General features: G+C 59.7%; 22 protein-coding genes. 1 reads left to right on the top strand and 21 read right to left on the bottom strand.

The genetic code is table 11. The features are described from left to right. Window positions 1-10: 10 nt before the first annotated feature. From GYM47_RS02795 to rho, 3 genes are read right to left on the bottom strand one after another with little or no spacing between them, the layout of a single operon-like run. Entirely contained in the window at window positions 11-775 is a 765-nt protein-coding gene (locus tag GYM47_RS02795) for an NAD(P)H-flavin reductase (protein WP_153843460.1), read from the bottom strand. 42 nt (window positions 776-817) lie between these two features. Further along, window positions 818-2,311 (bottom strand): 4-hydroxy-3-polyprenylbenzoate decarboxylase, encoded by a 1,494-nt coding sequence (gene ubiD / locus GYM47_RS02790; protein ID WP_153843459.1) that lies wholly within the window; start codon window positions 2,309-2,311, stop codon window positions 818-820. A gap of 60 nt (window positions 2,312-2,371) precedes the next feature. After that, on the bottom strand, window positions 2,372-3,631 hold the full coding sequence (gene rho / locus GYM47_RS02785) for a transcription termination factor Rho (RefSeq protein ID WP_139528331.1): 1,260 nt from the start codon (window positions 3,629-3,631) through the stop codon (window positions 2,372-2,374). A gap of 477 nt (window positions 3,632-4,108) precedes the next feature. On the opposite strand from rho, the gene ppx reads away from it, so the two are divergent. Then, window positions 4,109-5,656: an exopolyphosphatase gene (ppx, locus tag GYM47_RS02780; protein ID WP_153843458.1), complete on the top strand. Its 1,548-nt coding sequence runs from the start codon at window positions 4,109-4,111 to the stop codon at window positions 5,654-5,656. On the opposite strand, the gene tilS is transcribed toward ppx, so the two are convergent. The 18 genes from tilS to rpsB all read right to left on the bottom strand — a co-directional run bounded on the left by tilS (window position 5,653) and on the right by rpsB (window position 26,359). Next, window positions 5,653-6,942, bottom strand: a complete 1,290-nt coding sequence (tilS, locus tag GYM47_RS02775) for a tRNA lysidine(34) synthetase TilS (protein ID WP_153843457.1) — start codon at window positions 6,940-6,942, stop codon at window positions 5,653-5,655. The two genes, ppx and tilS, sit on opposite strands and share 4 nt — an antisense overlap. Then, on the bottom strand, window positions 6,923-7,879 hold the full coding sequence (gene accA, locus GYM47_RS02770) for an acetyl-CoA carboxylase carboxyl transferase subunit alpha (RefSeq protein ID WP_139528328.1): 957 nt from the start codon (window positions 7,877-7,879) through the stop codon (window positions 6,923-6,925). The genes tilS and accA overlap by 20 nt, the downstream gene beginning before the upstream one ends. 146 nt (window positions 7,880-8,025) lie before the next feature. Continuing rightward, the gene (gene dnaE, locus GYM47_RS02765; RefSeq protein ID WP_153843456.1) at window positions 8,026-11,529 is read right to left on the bottom strand and encodes a DNA polymerase III subunit alpha; all 3,504 of its coding nucleotides are present in this window, start codon (window positions 11,527-11,529) and stop codon (window positions 8,026-8,028) included. Between the two features lie 42 nt (window positions 11,530-11,571). Further along, window positions 11,572-12,189 (bottom strand): ribonuclease HII, encoded by a 618-nt coding sequence (gene rnhB / locus GYM47_RS02760; protein WP_153843455.1) that lies wholly within the window; start codon window positions 12,187-12,189, stop codon window positions 11,572-11,574. Then, window positions 12,179-13,354 (bottom strand): lipid-A-disaccharide synthase, encoded by a 1,176-nt coding sequence (lpxB, locus tag GYM47_RS02755; protein ID WP_153843454.1) that lies wholly within the window; start codon window positions 13,352-13,354, stop codon window positions 12,179-12,181. Before lpxB ends, rnhB begins: the two co-directional genes overlap by 11 nt. 29 nt (window positions 13,355-13,383) lie before the next feature. Continuing rightward, on the bottom strand, window positions 13,384-14,151 hold the full coding sequence (gene lpxA, locus GYM47_RS02750) for an acyl-ACP--UDP-N-acetylglucosamine O-acyltransferase (RefSeq protein WP_153843453.1): 768 nt from the start codon (window positions 14,149-14,151) through the stop codon (window positions 13,384-13,386). Further along, window positions 14,148-14,591: a 3-hydroxyacyl-ACP dehydratase FabZ gene (gene fabZ / locus GYM47_RS02745; protein ID WP_044629712.1), complete on the bottom strand. Its 444-nt coding sequence runs from the start codon at window positions 14,589-14,591 to the stop codon at window positions 14,148-14,150. The genes lpxA and fabZ overlap by 4 nt, the downstream gene beginning before the upstream one ends. Before the next feature lie 135 nt (window positions 14,592-14,726). Then, a complete protein-coding gene (lpxD, locus tag GYM47_RS02740) occupies window positions 14,727-15,764 on the bottom strand; it encodes a UDP-3-O-(3-hydroxymyristoyl)glucosamine N-acyltransferase (RefSeq protein ID WP_153843452.1) in 1,038 nt (345 codons plus the stop codon). Between the two features lie 51 nt (window positions 15,765-15,815). Next, window positions 15,816-16,316, bottom strand: coding sequence for an OmpH/Skp family outer membrane protein (locus GYM47_RS02735; protein WP_139528410.1), 501 nt, complete (start codon window positions 16,314-16,316; stop codon window positions 15,816-15,818). Window positions 16,317-16,335: 19 nt separating this feature from the next. Further along, a complete protein-coding gene (gene bamA / locus GYM47_RS02730; RefSeq protein WP_369692960.1) occupies window positions 16,336-18,687 on the bottom strand; it encodes an outer membrane protein assembly factor BamA in 2,352 nt (783 codons plus the stop codon). 100 nt (window positions 18,688-18,787) lie between these two features. Further along, window positions 18,788-20,146: an RIP metalloprotease RseP gene (rseP, locus tag GYM47_RS02725; protein ID WP_153843451.1), complete on the bottom strand. Its 1,359-nt coding sequence runs from the start codon at window positions 20,144-20,146 to the stop codon at window positions 18,788-18,790. A 43-nt stretch (window positions 20,147-20,189) separates the two neighbouring features. Continuing rightward, window positions 20,190-21,386 (bottom strand): 1-deoxy-D-xylulose-5-phosphate reductoisomerase, encoded by a 1,197-nt coding sequence (ispC, locus tag GYM47_RS02720; RefSeq protein WP_153843450.1) that lies wholly within the window; start codon window positions 21,384-21,386, stop codon window positions 20,190-20,192. Further along, the gene (locus tag GYM47_RS02715; protein WP_153843449.1) at window positions 21,383-22,204 is read right to left on the bottom strand and encodes a phosphatidate cytidylyltransferase; all 822 of its coding nucleotides are present in this window, start codon (window positions 22,202-22,204) and stop codon (window positions 21,383-21,385) included. Before GYM47_RS02715 ends, ispC begins: the two co-directional genes overlap by 4 nt. After that, the gene (gene uppS, locus GYM47_RS02710; RefSeq protein ID WP_153843448.1) at window positions 22,197-22,982 is read right to left on the bottom strand and encodes a polyprenyl diphosphate synthase; all 786 of its coding nucleotides are present in this window, start codon (window positions 22,980-22,982) and stop codon (window positions 22,197-22,199) included. The genes GYM47_RS02715 and uppS overlap by 8 nt, the downstream gene beginning before the upstream one ends. An 87-nt stretch (window positions 22,983-23,069) precedes the next feature. Further along, window positions 23,070-23,627, bottom strand: coding sequence for a ribosome recycling factor (frr, locus tag GYM47_RS02705; protein ID WP_139528318.1), 558 nt, complete (start codon window positions 23,625-23,627; stop codon window positions 23,070-23,072). A 4-nt stretch (window positions 23,628-23,631) separates the two neighbouring features. Then, a complete protein-coding gene (gene pyrH / locus GYM47_RS02700) occupies window positions 23,632-24,402 on the bottom strand; it encodes a UMP kinase (RefSeq protein WP_139528317.1) in 771 nt (256 codons plus the stop codon). Between the two features lie 122 nt (window positions 24,403-24,524). Beyond that, window positions 24,525-25,394: a translation elongation factor Ts gene (tsf, locus tag GYM47_RS02695; protein WP_139528316.1), complete on the bottom strand. Its 870-nt coding sequence runs from the start codon at window positions 25,392-25,394 to the stop codon at window positions 24,525-24,527. A 212-nt stretch (window positions 25,395-25,606) separates the two neighbouring features. Further along, on the bottom strand, window positions 25,607-26,359 hold the full coding sequence (rpsB, locus tag GYM47_RS02690; RefSeq protein ID WP_139528315.1) for a 30S ribosomal protein S2: 753 nt from the start codon (window positions 26,357-26,359) through the stop codon (window positions 25,607-25,609). Window positions 26,360-26,591: the final 232 nt, after the last annotated feature.

The raw sequence follows: 26,591 nt of genomic DNA, 5'->3' as shown, positions 1-26,591 counted from the left end.
ATCAATCATTTTAGTGAGGCCGAGGAGCGTAGGCAAACACATCCGAAAACATTTGCGCACTGCTCACCCCAAAACGTTCCAGCACGTCCACGCAAGCGTACACCATGCCGGGCGAGCCCGAGAGGTAGACATCGCAGTCGCTTGGCTGGATGGGGGCCTTGGCAAGCTCACTCTCCAACACCAAGTCGACGCGACCTTGGTGATGGACGATGCGTTCTCCAGAAGCGAGCGGCTCGGTGAGCGGAAACTCGGTAACGGCATGGAACGCTATTTGGTCATGCTGCTGTGCCCATGCGCAGGCGAGGTCTTCGGCATACAGGTCACGGTGCTCACGGTTTGCCCACCATAGCGAAATGGGTCGTGTGGGCTGGTCACGCAGGGCAGCCTCGACGATGGCCTTCATCTGGGCGAACCCCGTCCCTGCGGCAATCAGCAGTAGCGGACGCTCACTCTGGGTATCCAACACGCACTCTCCGCTCGGCAAACGAACGGTGAGCTGATTCGCCACCTGTAGCAGTTGGCGTAGACGTTGGGAGTTATCTCGCTCGGGCCAGTGCTGAATCTGTAACTCCAGCGTGCCGTCGCCTCTGTCGCAGCTCGCAATCGAGAAGGGCACCCACGTGGCCTCGTCCAGCATTAGCTCGAGGTACTGACCGGGCGCATGCTGCATTGCCTCAGCGCGACCGGCAAGCGTCACTTGGAACACGTCGGGATTGAGGTCCTCGACGGCGGTGACTTGGCAGGTTAGCGTTTTGCACGTTAACGTAGCGCTCATGAAAGCCTCTTTGTGGAAAGTCGTTCGGCCCCGCACATCCGCTTAACCATGACGCGGTGTGGGTAGCGGAATATCAATGCCCAGTTCGCCCCAGCGCTCGTCGACACGGGTTTTCACCGCTTCGTCCATGACGATGGGCGTCCCCCACTCGCGGTCGGTTTCGCCGGGCCATTTATTGGTCGCGTCCAATCCCATTTTTGAGCCAAGCCCAGACACTGGCGACGCAAAGTCGAGGTAGTCGATGGGGGTATTTTCGACCATGACGGTGTCTCGAGCAGGGTCCATACGCGTGGTGATCGCCCACATCACGTCTTCCCAATTTCGTGCATCCACATCGTCATCCAGCACGATGACGAATTTGGTGTACATGAACTGGCGCAAGAAGCTCCATACGCCCATCATCACGCGCTTGGCGTGACCAGGGTACTGCTTCTTCATGGTGACGACCGCCATGCGGTAAGAGCACCCTTCCGGAGGCAAGTAGAAGTCGACGATCTCAGGAAACTGCTTGCATAGGATGGGCACGAACACTTCGTTGAGCGCCACACCTAAAATGGCAGGCTCATCGGGGGGACGGCCAGTGTACGTGGAGTGATAGATGGCGTCGCGACGCATGGTCATGCGTGTCACAGTGAAAACGGGAAAGTGATCCACCTCGTTGTAGTACCCAGTGTGGTCACCAAACGGCCCTTCTGGCGCCATGTCATCCGGATAGATGAACCCTTCCAGGATGATTTCGCTGGAGGCGGGCACGTCGAGGTCCGCATGGCCACATTTCACTAGCTCGGTGCGCGAGCCGCGCAGCAGGCCTGCAAAGGCATATTCGGAGAGCGTGTCCGGCACGGGCGTCACCGCACCGAGAATGGTCGCCGGGTCGGCGCCTAACGCCACCGCGACGGGGAACGGTTCGCCGGGATGGGCTTTTTGGAACTCGAGAAAATCCAGCGCGCCGCCGCGATGGGAGAGCCAGCGCATGATCAGGCGATTCTTTCCGATCTTTTGCTGGCGATAGATGCCCAGGTTTTGGCGCTTTTTATGGGGGCCTTTGGTGATCACCAGCGGCCACGTGACCAGCGGTGCCGCATCGCCCGGCCAGCAGTGCTGAATCGGCAAGCGCCCCAAGTCCACGTCATCGCCTTCGTAAACGACTTCCTGAACCGGCGCACGCTTGACGCTCTTGGGCCCCATGCTGAGCACTTGCTTGAAGATCGGCAATTTGTCCCAAGCGTCTTTTAACCCTTTGGGCGGGTCTGGCTCCTTCAAAAATGCCAAGAGCTTGCCCACTTCGCGCAGCGCCTCGACTGAATCCTGCCCCATGCCCAGCGCGACCCGTTTTGGGGTGCCGAACAGGTTTCCCAACAGCGGCATGTCGTGACCCTTCACATTTTCGAACAGCAGTGCAGGACCACCGGCACGCAGCGTGCGGTCGCAGATTTCGGTGATTTCCAAGTAGGGATCTACTTCGGCCGTGATGCGCTTAAGTTCACCCTGCGCCTCCAGCGCTGCGATAAAGTCACGCAGATCGTTGTACTTCAATGCCCTCTCCTCAACCCGGCTGTCTGATGCCTGATAGCGGTACCGCCACCCTGGAGCGCCTTAACGGCGCTTCATGGCTTCGAAGAATTCGAGATTGGTCTTGGTGTCTTTCAGACGATCGATCAAGAACTCGGTGGCTGCGGTATCTTCCATCGGGTTGAGCAGTTTTCGTAGGATCCACATACGCTGCATTTCATCTTCAGAGGCCAATAGATCCTCACGGCGAGTGCCGCTGCGGCGAATGTTGATCGCCGGGAAGACACGCTTCTCCGCCAGTTTGCGGTCAAGGTGCGCTTCCATGTTACCGGTGCCCTTGAACTCTTCGAAGATGACTTCGTCCATTTTCGAGCCGGTATCGACCAGCGCGGTGGCGATGATCGTCAGGCTGCCGCCCTCTTCGATATTACGCGCCGCCCCAAAGAAGCGTTTCGGCTTCTCGAGTGCATGGGCATCCACACCACCGGTGAGCACCTTGCCAGAGCTGGGTACGACGGTGTTGTAAGCACGCGCCAAGCGAGTGATGGAGTCGAGCAGGATCACCACGTCTTTCTTGTGCTCAACTAAGCGCTTGGCTTTTTCGATGACCATTTCGGCTACCTGTACGTGGCGGGCAGGCGGCTCATCGAAGGTGGAGGCGACCACTTCACCGCGCACGGTGCGGGACATCTCGGTGACTTCCTCCGGGCGCTCGTCGATCAGTAGCACGATCAGATGACACTCGGGGTTATTGCGCGTGATCGAGGTCGCGATGTTCTGCAGCATCAGTGTCTTACCCGCTTTCGGGGGAGACACCAGCAGGCCGCGCTGACCTTTACCGATGGGCGCGGTCAGATCGATGATCCGGGCGGTCAGATCTTCGGTCGACCCGTTGCCGATCTCCATACGCAGACGGTCGTTCGGAAACAGCGGCGTCAGGTTCTCGAAGAGAATCTTGTGCTTGGCATTTTCCGGACGATCAAAGTTGATCTGGCTGACTTTGAGCAGCGCAAAATAGCGCTCGCCCTCTTTGGGCGGACGAATTTTGCCGGAAATGGAGTCGCCCTTGCGCAGATTGAAACGACGAATCTGTGAAGGCGATACGTAGATATCGTCCGGTCCGGCGAGGTACGAACTGTCGGCGCTACGCAGGAAGCCGAAGCCATCCTGAAGAATTTCCAGCACACCGTCGCCATAAATATCCTCGCCGCTTTTGGCATGCTTCTTGAGGATGGCGAAAATGATGTCCTGTTTGCGCGAACGGGCCAGGTTGTCGATGCCCATTTCACGGGCGATATCGAGCAGCTCGGGAACGGTTTTTTGCTTGAGTTCAGTGAGATTCATCGGTGTGTTAGAAAATTGCTCATGAAAGCTAGGCGCTAAGCGCCAGGAATAAGACAGGAGGCTTGGCCGATATCATAGGGTCAATATCATAGGGCTAAGCGCCGAGTGATGCGTTCAGACCCCATTTAGGCACACGCTCGCGTGGTAAAAGCCGGGCAGTCGCCATAACGATACCTAATACGTAAAAGCGGTATCACTGACTGCTTAGCATGAGGGTGCAAATAAACTAGCTAATCTGATTGGCACGGAGAATGCGTTTCAGCGGGTTGTCTGACGACTTGGACATCTGGCTGATGCCATCTGGGTACGTACTGCTCGGGGTGCCCGAGTCAGTGCGCTTGTTTAGACGAACAAGCCAACTCGGATCAAGCCAGTAGCTCGATGGTAGTCAAGCCCCGCGACAAACGCAAGCCTTTGGCAATTGACAATAGCCAGAGGTCGCAGCAACCTTGGCATAGCCAATTTGAAGGATAGCTCATGCCCAAGGACATTTCGCTCCCCATCGCCGCCCCTGCCGAGTTCGAGAGCGGCGAGCCGCAGCGCCTAGCCGCCATTGACCTGGGCTCCAATAGCTTTCACCTGCTGGTGGCTAATTACCAAAATGAACGATTGCAAGTCGTGGCACGCCTGGGCGAGAAGGTCCAACTGGCGGCAGGACTCGACGAAAACGGTTATCTCAGCGAAGCCGCCATGCAGCGCGCGCTCGACTGTCTGGGCCGATTTGCGCCGTTTTTGACCGATATTGAGGGGTCTCACCTGCGCATCGTGGGGACCAACGCGCTGCGAGACGCCCATAATAGCCAAACGTTCATCGAACGAGCGGAGGCGCAGCTCGGCCACGCCATCGAAATCATCGCCGGGCGTGAAGAAGCCCGTCTGATCTATCTGGGCGCCGCCCACGCGCTGGCCGAAAGCGGCCGACGCTTGATTGTCGATATTGGCGGTGGCTCTACCGAATTCATTATTGGCGAAGCCTTCGAGCCCAAAGCGCTGGAGAGTCTGCGCATGGGGTGCGTTACCTTTACCAGCCGTTTTTTCGCCGATGGCGATCTGACGGAAAAACGTATGCGTCGCGCCGAGCTGGCGGCCCTCTCGGAGCTGGCCAATATACAGCGTCCCTACCAGCGCCTGGGGTGGGACGACCCCGTTGGCTCCAGCGGCACGATCAAGGCCGCCGCTAGCGTCCTGTTCGCCTATGGCGACACGCCACAAGAAGGCGTAATCACACGCAGCGGGCTCAAGAAGCTGCGCGAGCGGCTGCTAAAATGCAAACAGCTCGACAAAGTGGAATTGGAGGGATTGAAGCCTGATCGTGCGCGCGTTTTCCCTGCAGGCATTGCCATCTTGAGCGCTATCTTCGAGGCGTTCGACCTCGAACAGATGCGCTTTGCAGATGGCGCGCTGCGTGAAGGAGTCCTGTACGACATGGCGGGACGCAATAGCGCCGAAGACACCCGCTCCAACACGTTGGAGATGCTCAAACGGGTCTACGACGTCGATACGCGCCAGGCGGACAACGTCGCCGACACGGCCAATCGTCTGTTCGAAGCGATTAAAAAGCCGTGGGGGTTGACCGCCGAGCAGGGCCACTACCTGACGTGGGCTAGCCATGTGCATGAAATCGGTCTGGCCATCTCCCATAGCCAGTTTCATCGCCACGGCGCTTATCTATTGGAGCACTCCGACCTAGCCGGATTTTCACGCCCCGAGCAGCGGTTGCTGGCGTTTTTGGTGCGTGCCCATCGGCGTAAATTCCCCATTAAAGAGTGGCAAGCGCTGCCGGCGTCCCAGCAGGCCAGCGCAGTCAAACTGGCGCGCTTGCTGCGTCTCGCGGTCTTGATCAACCACTCGCGCCCGGAAGGCGCGCCGATCCCGCCCGAGATCACGGTGGATCATCAAGGTGAAACGATGACCATCACGCTGCCCCCCAGCGATGAACCAACGCTGCTCAGCACTGATTTAGAGCAGGAGCAGGCGTTCATGACCAACGCAGGTTTGACGCTTCATTTGAACATACCGACCTAAGGCTCGTGCTCGAACGTGACCCCCTCCGCCTGCCAAAGTACCTTGGCAGGCGGTTGGAGCACACCTAGACAGCGCTCTCCTGCCATGACGATCACCAAACGCCTGCGCTCCCAGGGTGGTAGCGCCCTCTCTTGCAGCCAGCGTTTGAGATCACGCCGACCGCGCCCAGGCAGGTCGAGCATCTCGCCGCCCTGTCGCCAGCGCAGCACAACGGGGGCGGTGCGGTCGCCATCGACGCTCAAGCGCAGCTGCAGCGGCCCCAGTGGCGTTGAAACCCCCGGAGCGCCGTTCCACGGCGTTTGCCAATTTGGCAGCGCAACCAATGGCGCCATCAGATACAGCCTGCGCCGCCATACCCGCGCCTGGGCACCGGACCACTCGACGAGCACCTGGGCATCCTGGGCAGCGCTGAGCTGGCCGAGCAGGCTGGTCAAGCGTGCCTGGGGAGGCGTCGGCAGCCCGCATTGCTGGCAGAGTGTGCGCACCAGCAGGCGCTGGCGGGGTAGTGGCAGCGCCATCAGTGCCGACGCGTCGAGACAGCCCGGCGCTAACGTGAGTCCGGCCAGCTCATCGGCAGCGTAGCTGGCGAGCAGCGTATCGGCCTCACCAGCCAAGCCTGCACTTTGGGCCAGGGAGCGCACCGCCCCTGGCCAGCGCTGAGTCAGCGTTGGCAGGATCTCATGGCGCAAGCGGTTGCGATCGAATGCTATATCGCGATTGCTGGGGTCTTCACACCAATCAAGCGACAGCGCGTGGGCCGTATCGGCCAGGGTTTGACGCGTGACGCCAAGCCACGGGCGCAGCAGCGTGATGCCCTGCCACTCCCGTCGAAATGGCATGCCTGCCAGCCCACGAATGCCGCTACCCCGCAACGCTGCCAGCAGCAGCGTTTCTGCCTGATCGTCCTGGTGCTGCGCCAGCCATAGGGTGTCACCCGCAGGCACATGCAGCGCAAAGGCCGCGTAGCGGGCACGCCGGGCGGCGGCTTCCACACCGTCTCCCTTGACGTCCACGGCCACACGCTCGATGGTGAGTGGGACGCTCAGGCGCTGGCACAGCCGCTGACAGTGGCTTTCGAAGTCATTGGAGGCGGCTTGAAGACCGTGATTGACGTGCAACGCGCGCAGTCTATTGCCGCTGCCGCGACACACCTCGGCAGCCAGCGCCAGCAGCAACGAGGAGTCCAAGCCGCCGGAGAGGGCAACCCAAACGCAACGCCCTGGCGGGGTCTCCGCCAGGGCGTCTTCGAGCAGGCCTAACAGCCGTTTAGGCGGCTGGGGCGCCATAGCTCATCAGCCGCGCATAGCGGCGCTCTAGCAGGGCGTCGCTATCCAGCGCCTGCAGGCGTTCGAGGCTGGCCGACAGCGCTTCTTTAACCCGCGCTGCGGTATCGATCGGGTGACGATGAGCGCCGCCCAGCGGCTCTTTGATCAACGAGTCCACGAAGCCCAGCTCCTTCAAACGCTCGGCCGTAATGCCCATGGCCTGAGCCGCGTCGGAGGCTTTCTCGGCGCTCTTCCACAAAATGGAGGCGCAGCCTTCCGGAGAAATCACCGAGTAGGTCGAGTACTGCAGCATGTGCAACTCGTCGCACACACCGATCGCCAGCGCTCCACCGGAGCCACCCTCGCCTACCACGGTGGAGACGATCGGCGTCTTCAAACGTGACATGACCGCCAAGTTATAAGCAATCGCTTCCGACTGGCCGCGCTCTTCGGCGTCGATACCCGGGTAGGCCCCTGGGGTGTCGATGAACGTCAGGATCGGCATCTTGAAACGCTCGGCCATCTCCATCAGACGGCAGGCCTTGCGATAGCCTTCCGGACGCGGCATGCCGAAATTACGGCGCACTTTCTCTTTCACGTCGCGACCTTTCTGATGCCCAATCACCATGACCGGGGCGTCGTTCAAACGGGCGACCCCGCCGACCAAAGCGGCATCGTCGGCAAAGTTACGGTCGCCGTGCAGCTCGTCGAAATCGGTGAAGATGTGCGCTAGGTAGTCCAGCGTGTAAGGACGCTGGGGGTGCCGCGAGAGCTGCGACACCTGCCACGGTGTCAGGTCTTTGAAGATGGATTCCGTTAACTTGCGGCTCTTCTCCTCCAGCCGTGAAATCTCATCGGAGAGATTCACTTGGCTGTCAGAACTCACCAAACGCAGCTCCTCAATTTTTGCCTGGAGTTCGGCAACGGGCTGTTCAAAATCGAGATAGTTAGGATTCATCGGCTCTGCCTGTAAGCTGCCTATAAAAAAATAAGCCTTGTCGAAACGAGCATATTGGGCGCCATTATCGCACCCTGACCCTGCCACGCAAGGCAATGCCCGCTCAATTCCGTACGAGCGCCCTGGGGCGCTCGTACGCTAGGTGATTAACGGTAGCGTAACTGGACGCCTACCTGCCCTTGCACATCACGCAGCGCAAGCAGCAGATCATCGCTCGGCGCAACCTTCCACTCCTCGGCCAGCTCCAGCCAAGCGGTCGCGTCTGGATGGCGGTACTGCAACCGCACGGGGAGTCCGGTGTCATCCCGAAAAGGGGTCAAGCTATCTCGCAGGCTCTCGACCAATCGGCCATTGATCTGTCCGGCATCCAGCGCCAGCTCTACGGCTTGGCCGTAGCGCACGCGGGCCGTGACCATCGGCGTCACGTCTTTGCCGCGCAGCCGTAGGCCACCGGAAAAGTCGTCGCTGGAGACTTCGCCCTCCACGATGATCACTTGATCCGACTCGATTTGGCCGCGTAGCTGCTCGAAAAGTTCGCCAAACAGCGACGCTTCGATACGTCCGGTGCGGTCGTCCAGGGTGATGAATGCCATGGTATCGCCACGTTTGGACTTCATGGTGCGCATGGCGACCACCAAACCCGCTACCCGCTGCGGTTCCCGAGAGGGTTTCAAATCGCTGATACGCGTCGACACGAAGCGCTTGAGTTCGCGTTCGTACTCGTCGATGGGGTGCCCGGTCAGGTAGAGCCCCAGGGTGTCTTTTTCACCAGAGAGCCGCTCACGGTCCGTCCATTCGCGCACATGACGATACTCGGCGTAAACATCGCTGGCCTCTTCTTCGGCGACGAAGGCATCGCCAAACATGTCCATCATGCCCAGGTTCTGGTTGGCGTGATTTTGCGCTGCCGCCTTCAGTGCATCTTCCATCGCCGCGAACAGCACCGCCCGGTTAGGCCCCAGGTTATCCAACGCGCCAGAGCGTATCAGCGCTTCCAGGGTACGCTTGTTCATCCGTTTCGGATCGATGCGGCGGCAGAAGTCGAACAGATCCTTGAACGGTCCGTCCGCGTTTCGCGCTTCCACAATCGCGCCAATCGGGCCTTCCCCGACGCCACGTATCGCGCCCAAGCCGTACACCACCCGCCCATCGGTATCCACGGTGAACTTGTAGCCACCGACGTTGACATCCGGTGGCGTCACCGTCAGCTTCAAGTGACGACACTCTTCGATCAGCGGCACCACTTTGTCCAGGTTGTCCATCTCGGTGGACATCACCGCCGCCATGAAGGGCCCTGGGTAGTGAGCTTTGAGCCATGCGGTTTGATAAGACACCAGCGCGTAGGCCGCCGAGTGCGACTTGTTGAAACCGTAACCGGCAAACTTCTCCACCAAGTCGAAGATATTGCCCGCCAAGTCTTTGTCGATGCCGTTGGCGGCACACCCTTCCATGAAACCTGCCCGCTGCTTGGCCATCTCTTCGGGCTTTTTCTTACCCATGGCACGGCGCAGCATGTCGGCCTGCCCGAGGGTGTACCCCGCCATGACCTGGGCGATCTGCATGACCTGCTCTTGGTAGAGAATGATGCCGTAGGTAGGCGTCAACACCGGTTTCAACAGGTCGTGCTGATAATCCGGGTGTGGATAAGAGACTTCCGCCCGGCCATGTTTCCGGTTGATGAAGTCATCCACCATGCCCGACTGCAATGGACCGGGGCGGAACAGGGCTACCAAGGCGATCATATCGTCCAGGGAGTCGGGCAGCAGGCGCTTGATTAGCTCCTTCATACCGCGGGATTCCAACTGGAAGACCGCCGTGGTTTCTGCCCGCTTGAGCATCTCGAAGGTTTTGCCGTCGTCCAGGGGAATGGCGTCGATATTGAGCGGTCCCTGGCCGTTAGCGTCACGCACCTTGTCCACCATCTCAAGCGCCCAATCGATGATGGTGAGGGTACGCAAGCCCAGGAAGTCGAATTTGACCAGGCCGGCGTCTTCGATATCGTTCTTATCGAACTGCACCACCAAGCCCGCGCCGTCTTCATCGCATAGCAGGGGCGAAAAGTCGGTGAGTTTGGTGGGAGCGATCACCACCCCCCCTGCGTGTTTACCGGTACCCCGCGTGGTGCCCTCGAGTTTCAGGGCCATTTCCCAGATCTCTTCGGCCTCTTCGTCATTCTCGATGAACTCTTTGAGCGCGGGCTCCTGCTCGATGGCCTTGGCCAGCGTCATGCCCACTTCGAACGGGATCAGCTTGGAGAGCTTGTCACCCAGCGAGTAGGGCTTGCCCTGGGCACGGGCCACGTCGCGCACCACGGCTTTGGCCGCCATGGTGCCGAAGGTGACGATCTGGGACACCGCGTTACGACCGTAGCGGTCGGCCACGTACTCGATGACCCGGTCGCGCTTCTCCATGCAGAAGTCGACGTCGAAGTCGGGCATGGACACACGCTCAGGGTTAAGAAAGCGCTCGAACAGCAGATCGTAGCCGATGGGGTCGAGGTCGGTGATCTTCTGCGCGTAGGCCACTAGTGAACCCGCACCGGAGCCACGCCCTGGCCCCACCGGTACGTTGTTGTCCTTGGCCCACTGGATAAAGTCCATCACGATCAGGAAGTAGCCGGGGAAGCCCATCTGAATGATGACGTTGAGCTCGAACTCCAGCCGGTCGCGATAGCGCTGGTCGATCTCGCGAAACGTGTCGCTGTCTCTGGGGTACTGCTCGGCGGGAAACAGAAAATCGAGCCGCTCCGTTAGGCCATCGTGGGAGACCTTGCGAAAGAACTCATCCTGGGTCATGCCTTCGGGAATGCCGAACTCGGGCAGGAAGATCTCTCCCAGACGCACATCGACGCTGCAGCGCTCGGCGATCATCACGCTGTTTTCCAGCGCCTCGGGGATATCGGCAAACAGCGCCGCCATCTCGTCGGGGCTTTTGAGGTACTGCTCTTCGGTATAGCGGCGTTCGCGGCGCGGGTCGTCCAGGGCTTTACCCTCACCAATGGCGACGCGGGTTTCGTGGGCCCAGAAATCCTCACGCTCCAGAAAGCGCACGTCGTTGGTGGCGACGACCGGCGTGCCGGTCTCGATCGCCAACTGAACGCTAGCGTGTACGCAGGCCTCTTCCAGAGGGCGGCCGGTGCGGATGAGCTCCAGGTAGAAGCGGTCGGGAAACGCCTGCTGCCACTCTTCCAGCAGCTGGCGCGCTTCCCGCTCGTGCTCGGAGAGCAGATGGCGGCCAATCTCGCCTTCACGCCCGCCCGACAGGGCAATCAGACCTTCGCTCTGCGCCAATACCCACTGTTTATCGAGGATCGCCCGTCCCTGGCGCTGACCGTCGGTCCAGCCTTTGGAGATCAGTTCGGTCAGGTTACGGTAGCCCACGTCGTTCATCGCCAACAGCGTGATGCGATAGGGGTGCGCCTCATCATGGGGATTCGAGAGCCAGAGATCGCTACCGATGATCGGCTTCAGCCCGGCGCCCTGGGCGGCTTTGTAGAATTTGACCAAACCAAACAGGTTGGCTTCATCGGTGAGCGCCAGCGCCGGCATCCCGCGCTCAGCGGTCGTGCTGACCAGTGACTTGAGTTTGACCAAGCCATCGACCAGAGAGTATTCACTGTGCAAACGAAGATGAACGAACGGAACCGTCATGGGACTCTCAGCATTGAACGCTAAATGAAATGAAGTGTGCGACTACAGCAGCGCTAACTGGCGCTGTACGGGCGCGAAGCTCTTCCGGTGCTCGGCCAGTGCACCGTGGGCTTCCAGCGCCGCCAAGTGTTCCTTGGTGGGGTACCCTTTGTGGCGGGCAAACCCGTATTCAGGATAGCGCAGATCCAGCTCGGCCATTTGCGCATCCCGCGCCACCTTGGCCAGAATCGAGGCGGCGGCAATCGCGGGATGACGAGCGTCACCCTTCACCACGGCCTGCCCCGGCAGCGCATGCCCCGGCAGCCGATTGCCATCCACCAGCAAGTACTCGGCCTGGGGACGTAGGGCATCCACCGCGCGCCGCATGGCCAGATGCGTCGCATGATAGATATTGAGCGAGTCGACCTCTTCAGCGCTCGCCTCTGCCACGGCAAACGCGAGGGCATGCTCGCGAATGAGCACATCCAACGACTCACGCCTGCGGGCAGTGAGCTTTTTGGAGTCGGTCAACCCAACGATGGGCGCCTTGGGGTCAAGAATCACGGCGGCGGCGACGACGCTCCCCACCAACGGCCCACGACCGACTTCATCGACCCCCGCCAGGAAATCCCCCGCATACTCCACCACCAGCGGTGGAAAGTCGGCTGGTTTAGTCGGCATCCGATTTAGCCTCCAGCGGCTCGCCTGCAACCAAAGCGGTAATCGCCTGCGCGGCGCGCTCGCTGGCCGTGCGTTGCAACGTGGCATGCATCGAGGCAAAGCGCGCTTCTAGTGCGTGACGCGTCTCGGCATCGCTCAGTCGCTGGTCTAACTGCTCGGCAATCGCCTCCGGCGTCGCCGCGTGCTGAATCAGCTCTGGTACCACGCTCTCCTGAGCAATCAAATTCGGCAGCGAGATCCACTGGGTTTTCACCAGTCGTTTGGCGAGCCAATGGGTCGCGGGTGCCATTTTATACGCCACCAGCATGGCGCGATGGCACAGCATGGCCTCTAGCGCCGCCGTACCGGAGGTCAGCAGTACCGCATCGCTGGCGACCATCGCCTCGCGGGCTTGGCCCTCCAGCAGCGTGATCCGCTGGGCCAACGCGGGGTAGCCTGCCAACAGCGCGCCAAGCTCGGTATAGCGCTGAGCGGTGGCCGCAGGGATCACCACCTGCAACTCCGTGTGGCGCTGGCACAGCAGCGTCACCGCCTCCAAGAAGGTGGCCCCCATGAAACGAACTTCGTTCCGCCGAGAGCCGGGCAGTAGCGCTAATACCGGTGCGCCCGGGTCCAAGCCCAGCGCACGGCGGGCCGCCTCGCGATCATTTTCCAGCGGCAGTTCGTCGGCCAACGGATGACCAACGAAGGCCACGGGAACGTGGTGGCGATGGTAGAAATCCGCCTCGAAAGGCAGCAGCGTGAGCATGGCATCCACCGCGTTGGCGATTTTCTTCATACGCCCCTGACGCCACGCCCATACCGAGGGGCTCACGTAATGGGCCGTCGTGATACCCGCGGCACGAAGTTGCTTCTCCAGGCCGATATTGAAGTCGGGGGCGTCGATGCCGATCATGATGTCCGGCTGCCAAGCCAGCGCCTCTTCACGCAGGGTACGGCGCACACGGATGAGTTCGGGCAGGTGCTTGAGTACCTCGACCAAGCCCATCACCGAAAGGGTTTCGAGAGGAAAGCGGCTCTTCAAGCCTTGGGCCTCCATACGAGGGCCGCCCATGCCGCGAAACTCCACCTGGGGATGGCGGGCGCGCAGCGCCTGCATCAGTCCCGCACCGAGGATATCGCCGGAGAGTTCGCCTGCCACAAGGTATACGCGCTGCAGTGTCATAGTGACGGGAGAGCCGGTTAAGAGAAGAGTTAGCGAACGATACCGCGGGTCGAGCGCTCAATGGAGTCTGCAAACTGCGTGACTTCCGGCAGATCGAAGCGGCTGCGCATTTCGCTGACTGCTTGTTCGACGGTCAAGCCTTGACGATACACCAGCTTGTAAGCGGAGGTCAGCGCAGCGATCGCTTCACGGCTAAACCCGCGGCGCTTCAAGCCGACCAAGTTCAAGCCACGCGCCTCTGCGGGATTACCATTGATCATGACGTAGGCAGGCGTGTCTTTGGTAATGATCGAGCCGCCGCCCGCCATGGCGTGCTCCCCAAAGTGGCAGAACTGATGCACGGCGGACAAGCCGCCCAAAATGGCGTGATCGCCCAGCGTCACGTGACCCGCCAAGGTCACTTGGTTGGCCAAGATGCAGTCGTTACCAATGACACAGTCATGGCCGACATGTACGTATGCCATAAACAGATTGCGCGAGCCGATAGTGGTCTCGCTGCGGTCTTGCACGGTACCACGATGCAGCGTGACCCCCTCTCGGATCACGTTATCGTCACCCATCACGAGACGCGTTGGTTCGCCCGCGTATTTCTTGTCCTGGCAGTCTTCGCCCACCGAGGCGAACTGGAAGATACGCGTGCGCTCCCCCAGTATCGTGGGGCCTTTCACCACCACATGGGGGCCAATGACCGAACCTGCGCCAATCGTGACGTCTGCCCCAATCACGCTAAACGGGCCAACCTCGACGTCATCGGCAAGCCGTGCCGCTGGGTCGACCAAAGCAGTAGGATGTATCAAGCCACCTTCCTCTCGGCACAAATGATTTCCGCTTCGCAGGCCAGCTCGCCGTCGACAGTGGCACGGCAGGCAAACTTCCAAATGCCCCGTTTGCCGCGAATGACGTTGGCTTCGAGCGTTAGCTGGTCACCTGGCATGACAGGACGCTTGAAGCGTACGTTGTCGCTGCCTACGAGGTAATAGACATAGCCGTCGGCCGGCAGCTTGTTGACCGTCTTGAACCCAAGGATACCGCATACCTGTGCTAGCGCTTCAACGACCAGTACGCCGGGCATGATGGGATGGTGAGGAAAATGGCCGTTGAAGAACGGCTCATTGATGCTCACGTTTTTGTACGCAACGATGGTTTCGCCCACGGTTAACTGCGTGACTCGATCCACCAGCAAGAACGGGTAGCGGTGGGGCAAGTATTCGCGAATTTCGTTGATATCCATAACCATCGTAACGACCTCTAAAATGACGAAAGGCCTGAGCAGTGTCAGGCACGTACCAGCAATCCTACTGGTAAAAAGGCAGTGGATTATAACCTTCTGCTATGAAGCCTCAAGCCACTCCCTTAGGAAATCCTTCTTTCTTCACGATTCACGCTGGCTTTTTTCTACCCGCGCCAAACGCTTGGCGATATCGTCGAGCTGCTTGAAGCGCACTGCATTTTTGCGCCATTGGGTGTTGCTCATGGCACCGGTACCCGACGAGTACACCCCCGGTTCGTGAATCGAGTTGGTGACCAAACTCATGCCTGTGACCTGCACCCCATCGCAGATGGTCAGGTGGCCCGAGAGCCCCACGCCGCCGCCCAACATGCAGTGCTTACCCACTTTGGTAGAGCCTGCAATGCCGACGCAGCCAGCTAGCGCGCTATGGTCACCAATGGTGACGTTATGGGCAATCTGCACTTGGCTGTCGATTTTGACATCGTTGCCAATTACGGTATCGCCCAACGCGCCTCGGTCGATACTGGAACAGCTTCCGACCTCCACATCATCGCCGAGCACCACGCCGCCCAGCTGAGCAATCTTGTGCCAGCCAGCCCCATCGTGGGCAAAACCGAAGCCGTCGCCGCCAATCACGCAGCCGCTTTGTAGAATGACGCGCTTGCCCATCACGACGCCGTGACACACGGTCACATTGGCGTGCAGCCGCGTGTCATCGCCAATCACGCAGTCCGCGCCAATCACGCTACCTGCCCCAACGACCACGCGATCTCCTAGCACGACGCCAGGCTCGATCACTGCATTCGCTTGCACGCAGACACCGTCTCCCAGCATGACGCCATCGGCGACCATGGCGGTGGGATGGATGCCCGGCACGTCTCGCGCCGGTAACGGATCGAACAGTTGCGACAGTTTGGCGTAACCCAAGTAGGGGTTCTCCATCTCCAAGCGCGGCACCGGGCAGTTCTTGCCATGCTCTGGGTGCAGCAGCACGGCCGCCGCCTGGGTGGTGGCCAAGTCTTTCAAGTAGGCGCGATTGGCAAGAAACGCGACCTGATCCGACGCTGCTTCCTTGAGCGTTGCCAAACCGCGGATGGGCTGATGGTCGTCGCCTTCGAAATCAACGCCGAGGTGACGTGCGATGTCCGCAAGGGTGAGAGTGTAAGAAGCGTGCGTCATGGGAGCCCAAGGAAGCAGTGGTGCGGCCAAGCCGCACCGAGGGTCATTAAATTAGTTCAGCGAATCGAAAATCTGGGTGACTTCGTTGGTCACGTTGGGTAGATCCGTCGAGGAGTGCAGCACACCTTGCGGCTCTACGAGGACGTCAATGTTATGACGTTCGAGCACTTGCTCGACGGCCTGCTCCAGTTTGGCTTCGGCCCCTTGCAAGAATTGCTGCTCGGAGGCCTGTTGCGCTTGCAGCACTTCACGGCGCAGCTGCTCGAAGCGACCGCCCTTCTGCTGCAGCTCGGCAATCAGCGACTCGCGCTCCGATTGAGACATGGTCTCCCCTTCCTGCTGCAGACGCGTCTGCAACTGCTGTAACTCGCCGCCCAGCGCCTCGGCTTCACGCTGCTGGCTACCGATTTGCCCTTCGAGCTGACTCAGCGAAGATTGAGCCGACTGTGTATTCATCAGCGCCGCACGCCAGTCCAGTACCGCAACTTCAGCGGCATACGCCGGTAGGGTCATCGCCCCTAATAGACACACAGCAGCAGTCAGTTTACGCACCATGGTGTTACTCCTTCAATTAGAACGTTTGACCCAGCGAGAACTGGAAGAACTGCGTATCATCACCACTTTCGTCGTTCAGCGGCTCGGCCACGCTAAAGGTCAGCGGGCCTACCGGCGTCAGCCACGAGAGGCCAACGCCCACGCTGTAGCGCAGATCGCCAAGGTCAACGCCCGAGCTGCACTGCTGGCGTCCTGCATCCGCTTCCAGCACGTCGTAGCACGAGCTCAGGAAGGTGTTACCTGCATCCAAGAACAGCGAGGGCTGTACCGAGCGCTGGTTCTCGACGAACGGCATCGGGAAAAGCACTTCGGCGGAGCCTTCTACCAGTACGTTACCGCCCAAGGTGCGGTCACGGCCACCCTCACGGGCGGGCGTGGTGCGCTCGCCCAAGGTGTTGGAGGTAAAACCACGCACCGAGCCCAGGCCGCCTGCATAGAAGTTTTCGTAGAACGGGTAGGGATCGTTGCTGCCCAGCGTATCGGCGTAGCCCAAATTACCGCTGAACTTCAGCGCCCAGGTTTCGTCATCGTTAAACGGGAAGAGCTGCTGCGCGCGGGCCTGGAGTTTGTAGTACTCCGCATCGCTACCCGGCACGCCGGTTTCCAACGAGACGCGCTGGTAATTACCGGCGGTCGGCATGATGCCCCGGTTCAGGTTGTTGCGTGTCCAGCTCGCGGTCAACTTCAGGCTTTGCGCATTTTCGCCTTCATCTTCCACATAGCGGCGGATTTCCGAGGCAGTGTCGAAGTAGGTTTTCACCGTGACGTCTTCGACGCTGGCACCGAAGTTCAGGCGAGACAACTCGCTGATGGGGTAGCCGAAGTTGATACCGGCACCGTAGGCATCGGTCGAGAACGTCGAGATATCGGAGTCGGCGTAGTCGGTTTCGCGGTAGAACACGTTGTACCCGCGAGAGATGCCGTCCAGCGTCCAGTAAGGATCGGTGAAGGCGAAGTTGACGCTGGTGAAGGTGTCACTGCGTTGGGCGCCGACGTTGACACGGTTACCGGTGCCAAGGAAGTTGTTTTGAGCCAGGCCGACCCCGTAAATCACGCCCGCGCTCTGCGAGAAGCCGACGCTTGCAGAGACCGAACCGGAGGGCTGCTCTTCCACGTTATAAGTCACGTCCAGCAGATCGGGCTCACCCGGTACCGGCTGCGTGTCGACTTCCACTTGGCTAAAGAAGCCCAAACGCTCCAGACGCTGACGCGACTGCGTGATCGACTCCGTCGATGCCGGTGCGCCTTCGAGCTGGATCATCTCGCGGCGCAATACTTCGTCCTGGGTCGTGGTATTACCGTAGAACTCGATTCGACGCACGTAAGCGCGCTGACCTGGATTCACAGCAATCACGAGATCGACCGTTTCACCGTCATCGGCCACTTCAGGAATGCCCTGCACCTCGGCAAAGGCGAAGCCTTCCGCGCCCAGACGCTGGCGCAGCGCTTCCGTCGAGGCGTTGACATCGCCACGGGAGAAGATATCGCCGCTGTTGATTTCGAGCAGGTTGCGGGCTTCGTTTTCGCTGATCTGCAAATCACCGGCAAAGCGGATATCGCCTACGCGGTACTGGCTGCCCTCATCGACATTGAGCGTAATGAAGATGTCGGACTTCTCGGGGCCAATCGATACCTGGGTCGACGTCACATCGAAGTTGACGTAGCCACGATCCAAATAGAACGAACGCAGACGCTCGATATCGCCAGAGAGCGCTTCGCGGGAGTACTCGTCTTTGGAGAACCAGCCAAAGATACGCCCTGGGCGGTCGTTCAGCTCGAAGACGTCGCGCAGCGTCTCATCGTCGAAATCCTGGTTACCGACGATATTGATCTGGCGGATCTTGGCCACTTCGCCTTCGTTGATATCGATGTTGACCTGAACGCGGCCTTCGTCGATCTCCTCGACGTTAACGTCGATGCTAGCGCTGTAACGCCCCTGGGATTGATAGACGCCCTCGAGCTCACGCTCGATCTCTTCGAGCGTCGAGAGCTGTAGGACCTGCCCTTCCGACAAACCCGACTGGCGTAGCCCGTTGCGCAGGTCTTCATCAGAGATCTGGTCGTTACCTTCGATGTTCAAGCGCGCGATGGTGGGGCGCTCGACCACTTGGATCACCAGCACATCGCCTTCCCGGGCCAACGAGACGTCTTCGAACAAACCGGTGGCGAACAGGTCACGGGCGGCCGCGGCGAGCTGCTGCTCGTCGACACGGTCGTTGGCGCTCACCGGGAACGCATTAAAGACCGAGGCGGCGGAAACCCGCTGCAGTCCTTCCACACGAATGTCTGAAACGTCAAAGGATTGTGCTTGGGCGCCGCTGGCGCCTACCAGCAAGAGTGCCGCCATTCCAAGGGTCTTGATTTTCATGCAGTCAGTTCGCTCGCGTTGGTCTGCCCGTCGGTTAAGACAGGCACCATATACATTTGTGCAGGCAGATGACAAGGCATCCAGCGCGCTACACGCGTTATTACCACAGGCGCATCAAATCGAAATAGAGCGCCATTAGCATCAGGGTACCGACCATGGCGAGCCCGATGCGCAGCCCTATCGCTTGTGTTTGCTCGGATACCGGCCGCCCACGTAACACCTCGACGAAATAGTAAAGCAGATGACCGCCATCGAGCACGGGGATGGGCAGCAAATTCAGCACCCCTAGGCTAATCGACAGATAGGCGAGGAAGCCTACGAAGGCTTCGAGCCCCGCGCGTGCCGAGTCGCCGGAGATTTGTGCAATGGTGATCGGCCCGGAGAGGTTAGAGGGGGAGATAAGCCCCACCAGCATCTTTCGGATCGCATCTACCGTCAGTAGAACCATTTCACCGGTGCGCGACAGCGCTTGGCCGACGGCTTCGATCGGCCCATAGCGAATTTCGCGTTGCAGCGACTCAGGCCAGCTAAACGGCTCTGCACCGGCTCCAATGTACCCAACCTCGTCACCACTCTCCAGCGTATTACGTCCTGGCGTGAGCGAGAGCGTGCCCTGTTCGCCTCCACGCTGGTACGCAACGCTTAAGGTCTCACCCGCGCTGTCGCGAATCACAGCGACGAACTGCATCCAATCATCGATGGGTTCGCCATCGAGCGACACGATACGATCCCCCGGTTGAAGCCCTGCGACATCGGCCGCCTGCCCAGAAACGACCTGACCGAGCACTGCTGGTATGTCAGGGCGCCAGGGTGAAAAGCCCAGTGTTTGCAACGGTTGAGGCGGATCCTGGCGCACCATGTAGTTACTGATTGGCAGTTGATAGCGGCGTGTGGCACTCGCCCCCTCTGGCGTTGCCTCGATGGTGAGCTCGCCGCTATAGCCGATCATGGACACCAGCTTCAGATTGATCTCTTCCCAAGAGCGCGTTGGCTCGCCCTGGATAGCGGTGATTTCACTGCCCTGCGCCAAGCCCGCCTGCGCAGCCGGCGAGTTCGGAGTAACGTCGCCGACGAGCGGTGCCACCGTGGTCGTTCCCGCCACGAACAGTGCCCAGTAGGCGACGATGGCGAGCAAAAAGTTGGCGATGGGACCCGCAGCGACGATGGCAATGCGCTGCCATACGGTTTTGCGATTGAAGGCTTGCTCCAACTGGTCGTCTGGCACCGGCGCTTCGCGCTCGTCAAGCATTTTGACGTACCCGCCCAGCGGAATGGCCGCCACCGCAAACTCAGTGCCGTGACGATCCACCGTCGACCATAGCGGTTTACCAAACCCTACTGAAAAGCGCAGCACTTTGACGCCGCAGCGACGCGCGACCCAAAAATGCCCGAATTCATGAAAGGTCACGAGCAGTCCCAGCACCACAATGACGGCTAAGATATTCTGTATCAGGCCCACTTTTCGCTCCTTTGCACGACGCGCTGCTCAGCATTAGCTGAGGCTAAGCGATTGACTGACGTAGGGTAAGTGCCGCCTGTTCGCGCGCCCAGCGATCCGCCGCCAGCACGCACTCCAAAGAATCGGCCTCGCCGCGGTAGGGCAGCGCCATGACATCGGCGACGAGCTCCGGAATCGCGCCAAACGCAATGCTTCCCGCTAAAAATGCCTCGACGGCCACTTCATTGGCTGCATTCAAGATGGCCGGGGCGGCACCACCGGCCTGCATCGCCTCACGGGCGAGACGCAGACAAGGAAAGCGCGCTTCATCGGGAGCCTCGAAATCGAGTCGCGCCACCTGGAACAGGTCAAGTGCTTCTACACCGGCGTCGATCCGCTCGGGCCAAGCCAAACCATAAGCGATGGGCGTGCGCATATCGGGATTGCCCAACTGCGCGATTACCGAACCATCGTCATAGGCCGCCATGGAGTGAATGACGCTCTGGGGATGAACGACCACTTGAATCTGCTCGGGCGAGGCATCAAAGAGCCAGCACGCCTCGATCAACTCGAGACCTTTGTTCATCAGCGTGGCGCTATCCACCGAGATTTTTCGCCCCATGGACCAGTTAGGATGGGCGCAAGCTTGCTCGGGCGTGGCACGTGCGATCTGCTCGGCCGACCAGTTACGAAAGGGCCCGCCGGAAGCCGTCAACAGTAGCTGACGCACGCCGTGCTTGGCCAATCCACCGCGATGCTCGCAGGGTAGACACTGATAGATGGCATTATGTTCAGAATCGATCGGCAGTAGCGTGGCCCCTGAACGCGACACGGCGTCCATGAACAGCGCCCCACTCATCACCAGGGCTTCTTTATTGGCGAGCAGTACGCGCTTACCCGCCTCGGCCGCCGCCAGCGCGGGCAACAGTCCCGCCGCTCCAACGATTGCCGCCATGACGATATCGACCTCAGGGGCACGGGCGACATCGCACAATGCTTCCTGCCCCGCCAGCGCCAGGGTATCAGAGCCTGCTTGGCGAAGCGCCTGCTGCAGCCAATCGGCATCGGCGGCGTCATCCAGCACGGCAAAGCGGGGGCTATATGTATGACACTGTTCCAGCAGTGCCTCTTTCGAGGTATGCGCTGTCAGTGCATGGACCCGGTAGCGATCAGGATGGCGCGCGATGACGTCCAGCGTACTTTTCCCAATGGAGCCAGTGGCACCCAGTACGGTGACCGATTGAATCGAGGCATGACTCATAGCGCGCTCACCTGAAGGGATAGCACCTGCAGATAGAACAGCGCGAAGATGGGAATGGCCGCCGTGAGGCTATCGATACGATCCAACACACCGCCGTGGCCCGGCAGTAGCTGGCTGGAGTCTTTGATATTGCGGTAGCGCTTCAACATACTTTCGAACAGGTCACCCAACACGGAGGTGAGCGTGACCACCGCGGTAATCGCTACCAGTGCGACGCCACCCAGTACACCCAATGGCTGCCAGGCGGCAAATAGCAACGCCAGCAGCGTCGTAGCGGCCAACCCGCCGTAGACACCCTCCCAGGATTTTCCTGGGCTCACCCGCGGTGCCAGCTTGCGCTTGCCCCAGCGGCGTCCGGCAAAATAGGCACCAATATCGGCCGTCCAAACCAACAGTAACACGAACAGCAGCCACACCGCCCCGCTCTCGCGCAGTACGTTGAAGCCTACCCAGCACGGTAGCAGCACCCACACACCCATTAGCAGGCGACGCGACGTGGTATGCCACTGCTGACTACTTTGCGGGTAATGCGTCACCCAGTAAAGATTGAGCAGCCAACCGGCGGCCGCCAGCCATAGCGGCCACACCGCATACGCCGCACCGCCCAGCCACAGCAGCGCCAACAGTATCGCCATCCCCGCGACCAGCGCCATCCGCGTGCGCGACGCGCCTACGCCTGCCAGGTTGGTCCACTCCCAGGTACCCAATAGCACGATCAACGCCGTAAACAGCGCAAAGGTACCTCCCTGTAAGCCAAACAGACCGATTAGCGTCACGGGCGCCAACCAGGCTGCGGTGATCATCCGCTGTTTAAGCACCTTGCGCCTCTATTTGTTCGTCAGTCATTCCAAAACGGCGACGTCGTAAGCAAAAATCGTCGAGCGCTTTGTCGAAGGCCGCCCCATCGAAATCTGGCCAAAGCAAGGGCGAAAAATGCAGTTCGGCATAGGCCAACTGCCATAGCATGAAGTTCGAGAGCCGCTGCTCGCCGCTGGTGCGAATGCACAGATCCACCGGCGGCACGGCGTCGGTGTTCATGGCCGCATCCAAGCGTGCTTCGTCGATGTCGTCGGCCGACAGCTCTCCGGCCGCCACCTGCTCGGCGAGCTCGCGGGCGGCTCGGGCGATGTCCCACTGGCCGCCGTAGTTGGCAGCGATCACTAGGTGCATGCCCGTATTCTCGGCGGTCAGCGCTTCGGCACGCTGGATATGCTTTTGAATTGCATGGGAAAAGCCGCGCTGCTCACCAATAATCGAGAGGCGGATATTGCGCTCGTTGAGCTTTTTGACCTCACGTTTGAGCGCCATCAAAAACAGCTCCATGAGCGCGTTCACCTCGGCGGCTGGGCGCTTCCAGTTCTCACTGGAGAAGGCGAACAAGCTCAGCGTTTGCACGCCTCGCTCGGCCGCACGCTCGATCACCGCACGTACGGCTTCGACACCCGCACGGTGGCCGCGCACTCCCGACAGCCCCCGTGCCCGCGCCCAGCGGTTGTTACCATCCATAATGATAGCAACATGGGACGGCAGCGCTTCCTCGGATCGAGAAAGCGTCGTGCCGCCCGGCTGCTCTTGGGGAAGCTGCGGAGACGTCATGGGTTCTCGCACCAAAGATCAGTCATAAGTAAGCCAAGCGATGGCCCACGGACGGCCAAGCCGCCCGTGGCAAAGTGAACGCAGGCGTTATACCTGCATGAGATCCTGTTCTTTTGCGGTCAGCGCCTTGTCGATCTCAGCGATATATTTATCGGTCAGCTTCTGGATCTCGTCTTCGCCCTGACGCTGATCGTCTTCGGTGATCTCTTTATCCTTGAGCAAGGATTTGAAGTCACCGTTGGCATCGCGGCGAACGTTGCGCACGGCCACGCGGGCAGTTTCCGCTTCGCTACGTGCCTGCTTGATGTAGCCTTTACGGGTCTCTTCGGTCAGCATCGGCATCGGCACACGAATCACGTTACCGGCGCTGGACGGGTTCAGACCCAGATCAGAGGTCATGATCGCTTTTTCGATTTTCGGCACCATGCCCTGCTCCCAGGGCGCCACGGTCAAGGTACGCGCATCTTCGACGTTCACCGATGCCACCTGATTCAGCGGTACTTGGCCCCCGTAATACTCGACGGTCACGGCATCCAGGATGCTGGGGTGAGCACGGCCCGTGCGGATCTTGTTGAAGTTGCTGTGCAGCGCCTCAACGCTCTTCTTCATGCGAGACTCTGCATCTTTCTTGATGTCGTTGATCACGTTGTTACCCTCTGTCTATCAGCGTGCCTTCCTTGCCCCCAACCACGAGGTTGAGCAGGGCACCAGGCTTGTTCATATCAAATACCCGCACCGGCATATTATGGTCACGTACCAGGCAGATTGCGGTCAAATCCATTACCCCCAGCTTCTGATCCAGAGCATCGTCATAGGAGAGCTGGTCGTATTTTACGGCGTCGGGGTGCTTCACCGGATCCTTATTGTACACGCCGTCTACTTTGGTGGCCTTGATGACGACGTCTACGTCCACTTCGATGCCGCGCAAACAGGCCGCGGAGTCCGTAGTAAAGAAGGGGTTTCCGGTGCCCGCGGAGAACAGCACCACGTCACCCGAGGTCAAATAACGGATGGCCGTGCGGCGGTCGTAATGCTCCACCACACCGCTCATGGGAATCGCTGACATCACGCGGGAGCGTATATTGGAGCGCTCCAGCGCATCGCGCATCGCGAGCGCATTCATGACCGTTGCCAGCATTCCCATGTGATCACCCGTGACCCGATCCATGCCGGCTTCGTTGAGCGCCGCGCCACGGAACAGGTTACCCCCCCCAATGACGATACCGACTTGGACGCCAATCCCCACCAACTGGCCAATTTCCAGCGCCATGCGATCCAACACCTTCGGATCGATACCAAAATCGTGCTCACCCATCAGCGCTTCGCCCGACAGCTTCAGCAAAATACGCTTGTACTTCGACTTCGACTTATCGATTTTGGTAGCAGCAGTGGGGGTAGACTCTTGAACATCACGTGACATGGCATCTCTCCTGGGGCAGACCTGGGCACAGGTGGGCGAGGCAGCGCCTGTATTTCACAGGGGCCGGATACACGAAGGCGTGCGCTCGCGCGCACGCCATCTTCTAACTGGAACCTCTGACCTTAGCGACGGCCAGCCTGTTCCATGACTTCTTTCGCGAAGTCGACTTCTTCTTTTTCGATGCCTTCGCCCACTTCGAAGCGAGTGAAGCTGACCACTTCGCCACCGGCGGCTTTGACGAATTCAGCCACGGACTGGTTTGGGTCTTTGACGAACGGCTGCTCGGTCAGGCTGTTCTCAGCCAGGTACTTCTTCAGGCGGCCTTGAACCATCTTCTCAGCGATCTGCTCAGGCTTACCGGCCATGTCCGGCTGGGCCAGGATGATCGCTTTCTCTTTGTCCAGCTGCTCTTGCGGCATCTCTTCCGGATGCGCAACGGCCGGGTTGATCGCCGCGACGTGCATGGCAACGTCTTTGGCCGCTTCGCTGGTGCCGCCTTTCAGGACGGTCAAGACACCAATGCGGCCGCCGTGCACGTATTCGCCTACCAAACCACCGTCAACGGCATTGACGACCACGGCACGACGCACGCCGATGTTTTCGCCGATTTTCTGAACCAACTGCTCACGAGCGGACTCGAGATCACCCGCCATCACGGCGGCAACGTCTTCGCTCTTCGCTGCAAAGAACGCATCGGCGATCTTGTTGGCGAAGCCGATGAAGTTATCGTCACGAGCAACGAAGTCGGTTTCAGAGTTGATTTCGACCATGACGCCGTAGCTGCCATCGTCTGCTACGCGAGTCACCACCGCACCTTCTGCAGCTGTACGACCCGCTTTCTTCGCGGCTTTAAGACCAGAGCTTTTACGCAGGTTTTCGATCGCGACTTCAATGTCACCGTCGGCTTCGGTGAGTGCTTTTTTACACTCCATCATGCCAAGACCGGTACGTTCGCGCAGTTCCTTAACCTGAGAGGCGCTGATAGCTGCCATGAGATTTCACCTCGGAAATGGTTCTAACTGAGAGTTAAACGCGCTACAGAGTATAAGCACGATAGATGACCGTTGCGTATCACTGTGCAGAGCGCTTGCCGGCATTGATCCGGCATGATCGGCCCGCCTGGGCGAACCCAAAGCGGGAAAAAGGGGGCATAAGGCCCCCTCTGATACGATGCGGCTCACCTGCCCGCCGCACCACTGCAGCCTTACTCGGCAGCAGCGTTTGTGTCGGCAGAAGCGGCTTCTTCTTCAGTCACTTCGACGAACTCGTCCGGACGACCTTCTTTCGCGCGACCACACGCGTCGGCAATCGCCTTCACGTAGATCTGGATAGCGCGGATGGAGTCATCGTTGCCCGGGATCACGTAATCAACGCCATCCGGGTTGGAGTTGGTATCGACCACGCCAATGACCGGGATGCCCAGCTTGTTGGCTTCGTTGATCGCAATGCGCTCGTGATCAACGTCGATCACGAACAGCGCGTCCGGCAGGCCGCCCATGTTCTTGATACCGCCGATAGAACGCTCGAGCTTCTCTTGCTCACGCGTGGCCATCAAGACTTCTTTCTTGGTCAGCTTCTCGAAGGTACCGTCTTCGCGCATGGTTTCCAGATCACGCAGACGTTTGATGGACTGACGAATGGTCTTGAAGTTGGTCAGCATGCCGCCCAACCAGCGATGGTTGACGAACGGCTGGCCAACGCGATTCGCTTCTTCTTTGATGATCTTGCTGGCGCTGCGCTTGGTACCAACGAACAAAATCTTGTTGTTGGACGCCGCCATCTTCTCGACCACGTCGATCGCTTCGTTCAGCGCCGGCAGGGTGTGCTCGAGGTTGATGATGTGAATCTTGTTGCGCGCGCCGAAGATGAATTTACCCATCTTCGGGTTCCAGTACTTGGTCTGGTGACCGAAGTGAGCACCTGCTTTCAGCAGGTCACGCATATTGACGTGAGACATGGTAAAACTCCTGAAACTCGGGTTAGGCCTCCACGCACCCCATGGATCCGACCAGTAGCGCCGACGAACGTCGCTAGAGGCACCCGGGACCATGTGCCGGTGCATGTGTGTTTTCAAGGCTTGCTGTCGTGCAACTCAGCGGTGCTGGGTTGCGATCTCGTTACTCTTTCCACGCGCCGCCGCCCTGGAAAGAAGCGAGGGATGGCGATTGCAGGAAAGCGCGCGGCTTTAT

The organism is Vreelandella piezotolerans (assembly GCF_012427705.1).
Lineage (GTDB): Bacteria > Pseudomonadota > Gammaproteobacteria > Pseudomonadales > Halomonadaceae > Vreelandella > Vreelandella piezotolerans.
Note: the sequence above shows the minus strand (reverse complement) of the source record. Positions and strands in the feature narration are given on the sequence as shown.